The sequence below is a fragment of the Exiguobacterium sp. s150 genome (assembly GCF_018618435.1).
Classification (GTDB): Bacteria; Bacillota; Bacilli; order Exiguobacteriales; family Exiguobacteriaceae; genus Exiguobacterium; species Exiguobacterium alkaliphilum.
Map to the genome: position 1 here is coordinate 20,078 of NZ_JACSMC010000033.1, position 11,809 is coordinate 31,886.

Sequence of the window (11,809 nt, forward strand, 5' to 3'; positions counted from 1 at the left end):
TCTTCCTCCTTTCCATACATCTATGACTCAAAATCCAAAGACCGGGGCGGGGTCGATATGACCGGACCATTCGCTCGTCTTGATCTCGAAATGTAGGTGGTTCCCGCTCGAACGGCCGGTCGTGCCGCAGTACCCGAGCGCCTGCCCAGCGTCGATCTGTTGCCCGGTCTGGACGCCGAGACGACTCAGGTGCGCGTACGCCGTGATGTAGTTGTCGTGTCGGACTTGGACGAGATTGCCGTACGGTCCGCGGTTCCCGCTATAGATGACGGTGCCGCTCTTGACCGCGTGGATCGTGTCGGACGGGGTGCAACTGAAGTCGATACCGGTGTGGTTATCCCGTTGTCCGAAGACGACGCGCCACCCGAAACGCGATGTCACGTTGAGCGGGATGGCGAGCGGGGAACGTAACCCCGACAACAGTTCTTTCGTGATGACCCCGTCGGCGACGGCGATCGGCGCGAGGTATTTCAACACCGCGTCGACGTATTCGATGTCCCCATAACAGGCACCGTGCTGGACCGCCCTCGGACGATGACAGCGGTAGATGCCGGTGTGTTTCACGCGTTGGTACATCATTTGGGAGAACGAGATGGCGAGCTCTTTCGAGTACCGTCCTCCGTTCTGTTGCACATAGTCAATAAAGCCGCCTCCGAAGTTGTAACTCTGTAGCGTGAGCTGCACGTCACGGTTCGCCCGTTCGAAGACGGCGGCGAAATGTTCGACGCCGTAGACGATGCTCTCCTCGGGGGAGGTGATGCATCCGATGCGTCCACACTTCGATTCGCTCGCCTGCATCGGGTCGTTCCCGCGTCCGCCGCTCTCCTGCATCATGAGCGCGAGCACGAGGTTCGTCTGTTCGGTCAGTCCGTGCTTCGTCAGTTCACTTTCTACCAAGCCCCGATATTGGAGCACCTGGTCGCTCACTTGGAGACCACCGGCGGTGTCGAACGGGACGTCGGTCGGTTGTTCGTTCTGGACACCTGTGAGCGTGTCGAGGATGCCGACAACGAGGATGACCAGGAACAAGACAAGTGCCGCGATGCCGAGCAGGATGAGTCGCCACTTGAGCGTCGCGAGCTGCCATTTCGCTGTGATGGCGAAGCGCGCCGTCCGTTTCGCGGCCGCCCACATCAGGCACCTCCACCGAACAAAGCGAGCTCCTCGGGTGCGACGTCGACGTCAAAGATGAGGTTCTGCACGCCGGAGATGCTGAGGACGACACGCCCCGTCTCGAGCGAGGGGATGATGCGCATCTCGGAGTTTGAGAGTTGGCCATCAAACACCGTCTGGATGATCGGGATGCTCTCCGCGTCCTGCTCGCCGATAATCTTGTATTGCGTCAATTGGAAGAGCGACTTGACGTTCTCGGCGTTCTCGGACTTCGATCCGGCCGGCACGAAGTCGGTGATCAAGTGCGACACGAAGAAGATGCCGCCGAAATACTTGCGCGCCTCGCGCATACAACGTTGCAGATACAGGATGGCCGGTTGGGCGATGTCGCGCGTGTTGATCAAGTGGTGCGCCTCGTCGATGACGATGAGGTACTTGCATGCCTCCTCGGTCCGGAGCACGCCCTGGTTATACGCCTTCAGTTGGCTCGACCCGTTGGCAATCATTCCGTCCCACAGCATGTTCATGAGCGAGAACACCTGCGCCTGGAACACCTCGTCCCGTAGGCTTGTCAGGTTCCGGAGCGGGAACGACACGATGAGCTCTTCGTCGAACCGGTCGATCGAGGAGTGTCCGTCGAAGATGTTGCCGTAGTTATGGACGAGGTTCGTGACGGCGAGTTCGATGTTCTCGAGGCGCCGGACCCGGTTCGGACTGATCGCATCCTTGATCGAGGTGCGCGTGTCATCCGTATAGAGCTCGCGCCGCACGAGAGTTAAGAAGTCCGAGAACGTCGGGTACCGGTTCGCCGGGTGCGTCGTGATCGGCAGTTCACCTTGTTCGTCCCAGAGTCCGTGCCGAACGTATAAATCGCGAAGCAGGATCTCGAACTCGTTCGTCTCTTCCTGCGTCGCCGCCGGGTTGATGTAGTGATAGAATACGGCCATCTTCGAGAGATGCTGCATGAACGAGAGTGCCTCGTTGGCACTGCCGTCGTTATTCGTCACCGTCTTATAGACATGGAGCGGATTGATGAGCCCGGCCGACCCGTCGAGCGCGATTTCCTTTCCGCCGAGCTGACGCACGAGGTCGGAGAACTCGCCCGTGACGTCGAGGATGCGTATCTTGTTGCCCTTGATCGCCTGGTCGAGCACGGTCTTTTTGAGGAGCGTCGACTTGCCGGACCCCATCTTGCCGATCATGAGCGCGTTATAGAACTTGCGCTGTTTGTCCTTATGGAACAGGTCAAAGATGACGCTACCGTTCGTGTCGGTCGTCCCGTAATACGTGCCGGTCGCGTCCTGGAGCGACGTGAAGTGGAACGGGTAGCCGCCGGCGATAGAGAGGGAAGGAATCTCTTTCCCACGGCGCCGGTTTGGGAGCTTTTGTTGTTGATCATAGCTCGTGAACAGGCTCTGCCATTCCCATTCCTGTTCGTTCAGGAAGATCGTCGAACGGAAGTTTCGGGCCTCGAGCTCTTCCATCACTTCCTGCACCTTCACCTCGAGCGCGTCGAGCGTCTTCGCCTTCACATAGAGGCGTAGGTGCAGATATTTCATCGTCTCGCCCTGGGTGATCTGTTCGTAGAGCTCGTTCAGCTCCTTATACGTCTCCCGGGCGTCGATGCGGTCGATGTTGTCCTTCGCGTTCTCAAAGCGTGTGTTCTGTTCGGCCATCGATTTGTTGATGGTCTGGATGATCTCACGCTTGTCGGCCGTCCCGATGTCGAGCGTCGTCAAAACGCCCGGCATGTTCAGGATCGGTTCGAGCCAGTAGTCATAGACGAGCGACTGATATTTATAAACATGGAGACACGACAGGTAGCCGTCCCCGAGCCGGACGAAATTGGCGTCGAACTTAATACCACCCTGCGGCTGGATTTTGGCGATGACGTCGGGGTTATAGCCTTTCTTGATTTTGACAATCTCCGGGTCCTGTTGTTTGGATAACTTTTCACGCAGGCGCTGCCACATGCGCGTCACTCCTTTCTTCAGGTGTCGAGTTGCGGTTTCGTGTTCGGGTTGTTCAGCTGATAGAGCACATGGACCTTCTGGTCGAGCGTCAGCTCGCGCATCGGGTTCGAGCGCCGGAGCAGTTTATAGAGGTGTGTCTTCCGCTCCCGTAGCGTCCGCTCGTCGTCGGCATAAAAAAAGAGGAGATAATCGCGATTGGTGCGATGCTCCTCGAGGTATTCGAGCTCCTGCTTCTTTTTGAGTAGAAATGGCAGGTAGGCCGGTGTCTGATTTTGTCGAATCTGTCGTTCGATGCTGATCTTTTGCCGATCGAGACTGAGCGGCGTGTTCAGTGGTACGACCTTGAGCGGGTGCGTGTATGCCTGCAAAAGATAAGCGAGCGAGAACACGTCATGGTCTTTTTCCTCCTCATTCAGTGAATAGATGTCTTTCGAGGTGAGCTGGACCATGTCGAGATAGGTCCCGTCCCGCATCTCGAACATTTCAGTGCCGGTGATGTCGACGACCGGCATCAGTTCGGCGACCGTTGGTTTGACGACGACCTTGTCTTTGAGCTTCCGTTTCTCGACCACGTCCTGTTCGTCGAGCCAGGTGCCTGTGCGTCTCGGTTCCCTTAGCGTGTCTTCAATGAAAGCCATCTCACTCACGTCCTTTCGTCTGCGCATCGAGCGCGAGATAGGTGTCTTTGCGTTTGACGAGCGCGTAGTAGAGCGCATGGACCATCCGCTTCTGCGGGTTCGTGGCCGGCCGGAGTACCATGAACAGCCCGAAGATGATGAGGAAGACCGTGAACGGGATGTGTAGCACGGACGGGATGAACTGGAGCGTCACGAGCCGGAGCACGATGAGCCCGACGAGGAACAGGAAGTCATGCAAATAGAGCATCTTGTTGATCTTGAGCTCGGTCGTGACCTCGTTCGGGATCCGGTATTTGCGCATGGGTCATCACTCCTTTTTCTTCATGTTGTCAGGTTTCGGTGGCGAGGTCGGATAGATCCGTCGCGACTCTTCATGGTTATGAGTATGGCGGTGTGTCTGATTCTCACGCACCTGTTCGATGACCTCGGTCTCGACGTCGAGCACGGTGTCTTGATGGATGGTCCGTCGGGCGCGTCCTTGGCGTTTCTCTGTTGTCGAATCATTCGAACCTGTCGTAGAGGACGAAGACGAGGATGAGTCGCCTGAAGGTGGTACCTCATGAGGTGTCGGTGTCGTCACGTCATTTCTGTCTACTGATTCATTGTGACGACGGCCTGGTCCGGATGTGGTATCGGTGGACCCGGTGACCGATTCGAGAGTCGACGAAGCAGGGATTGGAGATTGACCAGAACTTGAATGGTCGTGAATCGACTCCGGTCTTTGCGTCTCCGATGACGTTGTTGGATGGTCGGCACGTTCGGTAATCGATTCAGGGTTCGTCGCATGAATCGATTCAGGAGACGGGCGACCCGACGCTTCGTTCACGTGTGGAGAGCCTTGCGCTTCAAGTTCTGATTCTTGACCACTGATTGATTGCGCAACGTCCTTCGGATTTGTCGGTTTCTCTAGGTCAGGTTGAGTACGACTTGCGGTTTGATTCGTCTGAGCAACACCATCTGGATCGGTTTGTCTATCAGCGTCCATCCGCTTTGACGCTTGAGTCTCCACATTAAGCGGTGAACCGTTCTGCGGCATGGCATTCGATTCCATCCGAGCCGTCGCGGCCTCATGGAGCGATGGCATCTTTGGTGCGCCATGTGCGGCACTCGCGACCTTTGAGACCGCATGGGCACCGGCCGAGGTCACACCTTTCCCGGCGGCATAGGCGCCGAGCGCGACACCCCAGCCTCGTTTGAGCCCGGCATCGATCCCGAACAGCCGCTCGACCATGTTCGGCCCGTCGATCAACGCGACCGAGAAGGCGATGAGGGCGATCAGATAGGCGAACCCGTCCAACGTCTCCGCGAGGTAGGCGGTCCCGATTGTATACAACTTGATGGAGACGAAAATCAGGATGATCACGAGGAACGTGTTCAAAATGCTCTGGATGACCTTCTTCGTCTTTTGACCACTGTGCAGGTCGGCCGGGGCGACGAGGATCGCCAAGACATAGTTGAAGGCGAGCTCGAACGACAGGCGCGCCAGTTTGTAGGCAATCGAGAATAATGTGAAGCCCATGATCCCGAGCGTCACGAAGATGGTCAACCAGTTCGGCTGATAGCGGTAGTAATACTGGTTGTTCCATTCGACGCCACCTTGGTCGAGTTTCGAGGTTCCCATCGTTTCACCATTCCAGGTTAGTTTGGACTGAGAGATTTGTTCGCCAGTACTTCCCAAGCGAAATTCATTACTATCGAATACCTCGTTGATATCGATATTTCGTAAATGACTTTGAGGCAGAGAGTTCAAAGCCTCACCTTCCAAACCGGAAAAATCGTTTCGGTCATATTCAATCAAATCATGAATGTTTTCTCGTAAAATCTGATTTGATATCGATTCACTTGAAGAGTTTTCGCCAGAGTTTTGAGTTGTGAAATCAATCGCGGTATCACTGAATTCACTTACTTGCGTCATCGTTGGAGATAATAGTCCGAGAATGAGCACCGTGATAAACAGATTGATTAAAAATCCTTCTCGATCAAATTTCTTTTGAAAGATGATGAGGTAACCCGTGAATAGGAAGCTAGCAGCTAAAAGAACGTACAAAAAAGGTTGAATCGTAGAAACGAATTCAACCACTTGAGAGTTATTAAAAAATGCTTTCGTTAGTAATATGCTGTCAGTCACTTTTTCAAGTCCATCAATTAATACTGCTAAGCCACGTATTAAAATCCAACCCATTGAGCGGAGGGCATCCAGTACCAATGTACTGAGACTAAGGATATCAGTGAACTCTTGTAGCTTGTTTACGACTTCGTTATCACCCATAGAATCCCTCCATTCAGAGGCTATTTAATGAAAGTAGTGACTTGCTCCTTTAATTCATCTTCTGTAAGGGCAGATACATTTAATTCACGACTGATTTCACCGTCAGTCATCTCGTACAATCTGCCACCTTTAAGTTCAGGATGTTCTTGGGTAGAACGTTCTTCAAGATCTTCCCCATTAGGCTGAAACGGATTGAATAAGAGAACGTCTTTCTTTTTTTCCGTGGCGACTTCTCGCACAGTATCAACGTAAGCCCCTTCATTACCTTGACTATCGCTGTCTACAAGAACGTATGCACTTTCTTGCTCAGTTTTAATATCTGCAATTTCTTCAACAGAAGTCGTAGAAAGATAATTCGAACTTTCGGCACCACATGATGCTAAAAGTAACGAACTTCCGAGTAGGACACCAATCAAGATTTTCCTCATAACGTTTACCCCTCCGTTAGACGATTTTTCCCCTTCAGTAGATCCGCGACCTTCAGGTTGACCCGGAAGTCGAACTTATCTATTAGTGTAACAGTTTTCGGGGTGTCTGAGGTGTCGTCCTGATAGACGGTCAGAAAGCCATCGGTCGTCTGGATATTGAGCACGTCGCCCCGTTCGAGGCGGACGCGTTGCGTCTCGATGATCCTCGCGACGACACGCAATTCGTTCTGGATTCGCTTCTCTCTCGCACTCTCGGCCATGGGTTCGGCCTCCTCTCTACGGTGTACCTTGCTTCAGTTTCTCGAGTCGCTTCGCGATCATCGTGCTCAAAAAGCTCTTCTGGCTGTCGGTGACGTCGAAAACTCCTAGGTTCAGGTTCGTCTCGAACTCGGGGAGGGACATCCCGCCGATGTCATGTCCTTCGAACATGGAGCGGAGGATGCTGTCCTGAAGCACATCTCGTACCGTCAAGGACTTATCTTCCTGCTTCGATGGAGCGTTGATTTCCGTTTCGTCCTCTTTCTTCGCAAAACGGATACGGATCTGTTCGAAGTCGAGACCGGCGTGACGGCAGGGGATGTCGATGTCATGCAGGGAGCGGTCCGTGTCGAAGTCGTCCGCTAGGTATTCGTAGCGGTACTTCATCGCCGTCTTGCCGCTCAGGAAGATCGGATACGACTGGATACGTCGTTTCTTCGTGTCCTGACGCTTGATGACACGGATGATGAGCATCTCGCCCTCTTTGAGTCCCATGACCTCGGTCGCCGTCATGAGCCGACGGCCGTCCACGTTCTCCGTCTTCGATTTTTTGAGCGAGAACGTCTGACCGGACCGCGATTTCGTGACGATGGTCGCCTCACCGAGCTTCTTCGAGATTAGTTCGGCGGTCGACTCGTCCGCGGTCAACAGATAGTGTGTGTTCCCGCAGTTACCGTCAATCGTCTTCCAATCCTCCCCGTATAAGTTCTCAAGTTGGGAGTAGGCCTGGATGACGAGATTGAAACGCATGTTGCGCCCGAGACAGACGGTGATGATGTTGGCCATACCCTCGATTGGAGGCATGTTCCCGAACTCATCAAGAAGGAAGACGACTTGGCGCTCACATTTGCCTTGTTTCGTCTGCGAGGCGACCCGGGCGAGCGCCGTGTACACCTGTTTGATGTAGAGCGACGCGATGACGTTGAACGTCGGGTCATAGTCCGGGACGATGAGGAACACCGCCACGGGACGGAGCTGGTGCATCACCTCACGAATCTGTATCGTCCCGTCGATGGAGTAGCGGAACCGTCCACTCAACTCGTCATGCGCTTCCAGCTGGATCGTCGAAGTGCTTGAGTCGGTTGAGATCTGAATGAGGTCCCCAATTTGGAGTGGTGACGTATGGTATACGATGAAGCTGCCATCGTCGTCCGTCGTGAGAGCATGGGTCGTCCCATCGGGGAATTTTAACGTGAGTCGTGTTAGTGGCTCCGCCCGTCCGCTGATCCAACGGTTGAATCCGATGCGTCGCATGTCGAGCGAGTTCATCGACGTCAGCTTTCCGGTCCCGTTCAAGGTGAAGATCCCGAGCTTCGCATTCGTATTGGCCAAAATGCTTGCCCGTGTCTGACCACCCGAGAAGTGGAGCGTCGCGAACTGGAGCCGGGCCGGGTGGTTCTCAGGAAATCGCTGAAAGAACTCGTCGAGCGCGGAGATTTCCTGTCCCTGCCGCGTCACGACCGTCCGGGAGCCAAGGTCCGAGAGCATGAGGGCGACGTTGTACATGTTGATCTTCTCCGGCGTGTCCTTCGCCTCCTCACAGAGCCCGAGGATGAGCGCCGTGCACAGGTCGATCGACGAGTTGGCCCAGAACGGGTCTCGCGCCTTCGGGTCATGGTACAACATGAAGGCGACCGAGCGCGCATACTGTTGGGCGAGCGAGTAGTTCTCTTCTAAAAACGCGTCGATCGTCAGCTGCAACAGGTTGTACGACATCGATTGGAGTGGGTTCATCAGGTTCAACACCTCGACCTGATAGCCGCGTTGCTCGAGCGTCTCCTTCGAGGCAGCGAAGAGCTCACCTTTCGGGTCGTTGATGATCATGCTCGCTTGGTCACGCGCCCGGCTGTATAGGTCAATCGTCGAGAAGACGAACGTCTCGCCCTTGCCGGACCGGGTCGTCCCGATGACCAGGTTGTTGACGGGCGAGTCATCGATGAACAGCTCGTTCTTGACCCGTCCGACCGGGACACCACCTGATCCGTCATACCGTTTCTTCCGGTCCGGGACGCGGCGATACTGTTGTTTCAGTTCATCGAATGAGGTGAAGCGGGCGCTCCCTTTCTGATTCTTCCGCAGATCCCGGAAGTTCAGCCATATCTTGCCGAACACGACCAGTCCGATGAACAGACTGAACGCGACCAGTCCAATCAAGACGGTCGAAGAGGGAAGTCTCACCTCCAAGAACAAGGAGGGTGAGAGCGTCGGAATCGTCGCTCCGGCCAACAGCCCGTCTTGTACAATCGGGGTCATGATTTGTCGAATGATGTTGTAGACCCCATTCAGCAGATAAAAAATCCCGGACGGCACCACCAACAGGCAGAACAGGGCGGGGAAAATCAGACGTATCGGGAATCGTGGTGATAGAGACGGAGTTCTCAATTATTTCACCTACCTTAATCTGAATAAAGAATCGTTTCTAGATTGCCTTCTTCAGCAGCGATAGCGGCTTGAATCTTCTCACGGGCCGAGGTGTCCTTGCTAGAAGTTTCCTTCAGTTTCTTGTTCAGTCCGTCAATCATGGCCGTAATGTCTTGATAGTTGTCGACTTTTTCTTGTACGGCAGGGTCGTTCGTCTTGGACGCCCATTCGTTTGCAGATTCGATGTCTCCGAGGTAAAGATAGGTGGTCACTTTCGCCGAGACGCGGGGAGCAGTCCACTCCACGTCTTTCGTATTGGCCACGGTCTCATGGTCCCGTTCCAGTGTTGCGATATCGAACGCGCCCTCATCGGTCGGATGTGACGCTTGGAAGTCCCGGAGACGTTCCAATTTTTCCTGGTCGGATAGATTGAGCCCGGCCAGCTTCGTCTCGATCAGGATCGGGTCATCCGTGAGCTCAAGTGCTTTCTGGTCTGCGCCTTCTGCGAGATAGAGGTCGGCCAATAAGGCATCCTCTTCCTCAGACCGGTCTTTTCGCTCAAACAGTTGTATCAGTGAAGATTCCTCGCCTTGGAGCGCCTGGTCGTAAGCATCTAGCCACGCCTGTTCGCCCCAGGTTAGCTGCTCAGCGTGTGCCTCTTTATCAATGAACCATTGGGTGGCAGTGAACAACGATGTGAAGAGAATTCCAGCCGTGGCCGCCCCGTAGATGAGGCGGCGCTGTAGTCGGGTCAGGCTTGATTGATAGGTCGACGACACGGTTGTGATTTGTTTAACGGATTGGCGCTTATAGTCGTCCGGTGTCTCGGACTCGATCTCGTCGAGGAGCCACATCTTCTTAGAATGGTCCTCCTTCTTTGTCCGGATCCGTTGCACGCGGTCTTTCACTTGATGATACAGGTTCGGATAGGTCCCTCCGGTCCCGAACGTGAACGTCCCCCGATACAGCAGCTCATCTTTCTGATCGAAGAGCCGGAAGTCACCGGAACAGGTCGTCCCTTCCTCGCTGAGCGTATGATGCAGGTCATGTGTTGCCACGACTGCCTCGGCGAAGGGGAGACGTTCATAGTTCTGGAGCCGCGTGTCCGGCACATCGGTGAATCGTACAAACAGCATCTCGTGCCTCCTCTCGTTTCAAGCAACAAAAAAAGCCTTCCGATTGGAACGCTGCGTGGGTGTTCATTAGAATTTGATGTTCTGGTCGACCAGCTCGGCGAGCGTGAACGCACCCATGACGATGATCAGTCCGACGGCGCCCCCGACGAGCCAACCGACGGCCTTCGAGCGTCCGCGATCCCCGCCGAAGATGAAGTAGAAGCCCCCGATCGCGAAGGCAATGGCCGCGGCGATGACGGCGAGTCCCTGAAAGAACTGAAGTAAGCTGAGCCCTGTCTCATTGAGTCCCATGTCGTTCCCTCCTTAGTCCTGGTGCGCCGGCGACTTGAAGTTGAGCTTCGCCTCGAGCGCCTCCAAAATGAGTTCCTGGTTGTCCTGGATGACCTGTTGATGCTGCTCGTCGAGCCACTCCTCATAGTCCTTCCCACGGATGCGTAAGAGTTTCTCGGCGAAGCTGCGGTTCTGTTTCTGTTCTTTTGATGCCACCGTACACACTTCCTTCCCTTGGTCTCTTGATGTGCAGCAGCACATCATTAAGGACAGTCGGATTCGATGCGGTGGGTTTTTAGCCGTTCCCCCACGAACTCCGCTCCTCACGATTCTAAGGAACTGTACAGGGTTTTTCGATGACCCGGAACGATGTGGTGACCTTGTGGCGAGTTTTAGGCGACTCTCGCCGAACCATCTGTGCGTAAATCCCGCCCACCCGGTCACTGATGAGGGACACGCCGGTATGTGATTGGAGGAGACCATCCTTAAGGATGTGCTGCTGCGCCGGTGTCGGTTATTGTCGAACGTTTTTCCGTTTCTTGACGTGGACGAGCTCGTCGTCCGGGTTCTTCCGTTTGGCGAGCACGTGGGCATCGCTGACGACGGTACGGATCCGGTAATAGAGCTGCGTCAGTTCCACTGCCTCCCCGCTTCCTTTTTCGATGCCGATGAAGCCATGCAGCTCATAGATCTTCCCGTCGAAGGTGCGGACCGAGTCGGCCTGTGGCAGTTCCTTCAGGTCGAACCGGCGTCGCTCGAGCTTGGTGACGGAACGTTTCGCCCCGTATCCGAAGTCGATGATGTCCCACGGGACCGTCGCGAGCGTATGTCCGAACGCACGGGCTAAATGGTCAATGTCCGCGATTGAGGGCACCGAGCGGTTCTGTTCATACTGGCTGATGGCGGGCTGTGAAATCTCTCCGAATGTCTTCTCCGATAGTTCGACCTGTGACCAGCCCGAGAGCCGGCGGTTCTCCTTCAACCACTCCCCGAATCGATACATATGGCTTCCCCTTTCTGTAGACCAGAGCGGCGACCAAACAGATGTTTCCTTTTGTTGGTTCCAATATAACAGGGTTAGAAATAAAAATCATCAGTTTTCTGATATGTCAGAAATTTTACAATTGACGATTCTTGTCGAATCCGCTTTATACAAGGGATAAAGAGCAACAGTAACTCAATATTTTTGGTTTTGTCGCACAACTGTAAAAAATAACGCATTGAAGGTAGAAAATAATGACAAATATTTTGATGTCAAGAGATTGTGGTAGGGTTGATTATTGCATTTAAAATGAGCCACTTGTGCATTCTTCTGAGCCACCGAGTGCGGACAACTGAGCCACTCAGTGCGGACACTATACCA

Annotated in this window: 13 protein-coding genes; all 13 read right to left on the reverse strand. The window is 54.3% G+C overall.

All coding sequences use genetic code 11. From position 1 onward, the window contains the following. Positions 1-27: 27 nt before the first annotated feature. Positions 28-1,134 carry a lysozyme family protein gene (locus KNP76_RS13190; protein ID WP_214844797.1) on the reverse strand — a complete coding sequence of 369 codons (1,107 nt, stop codon included), beginning with the start codon at positions 1,132-1,134 and terminating at the stop codon, positions 28-30. Continuing rightward, entirely contained in the window at positions 1,134-3,086 is a 1,953-nt protein-coding gene (locus KNP76_RS13195) for a VirB4 family type IV secretion system protein (RefSeq protein ID WP_214844798.1), read from the reverse strand. Before KNP76_RS13195 ends, KNP76_RS13190 begins: the two co-directional genes overlap by 1 nt. Before the next feature lie 17 nt (positions 3,087-3,103). Continuing rightward, a complete protein-coding gene (locus KNP76_RS13200) occupies positions 3,104-3,724 on the reverse strand; it encodes a hypothetical protein (protein ID WP_214844799.1) in 621 nt (206 codons plus the stop codon). Position 3,725: 1 nt separating this feature from the next. Then, positions 3,726-4,025 (reverse strand): DUF5592 family protein, encoded by a 300-nt coding sequence (locus KNP76_RS13205; protein WP_214756857.1) that lies wholly within the window; start codon positions 4,023-4,025, stop codon positions 3,726-3,728. 6 nt (positions 4,026-4,031) lie between these two features. Further along, positions 4,032-5,993 (reverse strand): pLS20_p028 family conjugation system transmembrane protein, encoded by a 1,962-nt coding sequence (locus tag KNP76_RS13210; RefSeq protein WP_371816251.1) that lies wholly within the window; start codon positions 5,991-5,993, stop codon positions 4,032-4,034. A gap of 20 nt (positions 5,994-6,013) precedes the next feature. Then, positions 6,014-6,421, reverse strand: a complete 408-nt coding sequence (locus KNP76_RS13215) for a hypothetical protein (RefSeq protein WP_115336763.1) — start codon at positions 6,419-6,421, stop codon at positions 6,014-6,016. 5 nt (positions 6,422-6,426) lie between these two features. Beyond that, on the reverse strand, positions 6,427-6,681 hold the full coding sequence (locus KNP76_RS13220; RefSeq protein ID WP_214844801.1) for a hypothetical protein: 255 nt from the start codon (positions 6,679-6,681) through the stop codon (positions 6,427-6,429). A 16-nt stretch (positions 6,682-6,697) separates the two neighbouring features. After that, positions 6,698-8,932, reverse strand: coding sequence for a VirD4-like conjugal transfer protein, CD1115 family (locus tag KNP76_RS13225; protein ID WP_214844802.1), 2,235 nt, complete (start codon positions 8,930-8,932; stop codon positions 6,698-6,700). Between the two features lie 143 nt (positions 8,933-9,075). Beyond that, complete coding sequence (locus KNP76_RS13230; RefSeq protein WP_214844803.1) at positions 9,076-10,176, reverse strand: hypothetical protein; 1,101 nt, start codon at positions 10,174-10,176, stop codon at positions 9,076-9,078. Between the two features lie 66 nt (positions 10,177-10,242). Next, positions 10,243-10,467, reverse strand: a complete 225-nt coding sequence (locus tag KNP76_RS13235) for a hypothetical protein (protein WP_214834187.1) — start codon at positions 10,465-10,467, stop codon at positions 10,243-10,245. Between the two features lie 12 nt (positions 10,468-10,479). After that, on the reverse strand, positions 10,480-10,662 hold the full coding sequence (locus KNP76_RS13240; protein WP_051622697.1) for a hypothetical protein: 183 nt from the start codon (positions 10,660-10,662) through the stop codon (positions 10,480-10,482). Positions 10,663-10,960: 298 nt separating this feature from the next. Next, a complete protein-coding gene (locus tag KNP76_RS13245) occupies positions 10,961-11,449 on the reverse strand; it encodes a helix-turn-helix domain-containing protein (RefSeq protein WP_214844804.1) in 489 nt (162 codons plus the stop codon). A gap of 174 nt (positions 11,450-11,623) precedes the next feature. Then, positions 11,624-11,809 (reverse strand): hypothetical protein (locus tag KNP76_RS13250; protein WP_214844805.1); only part of this gene is annotated, 186 nt, incomplete at its 5' end.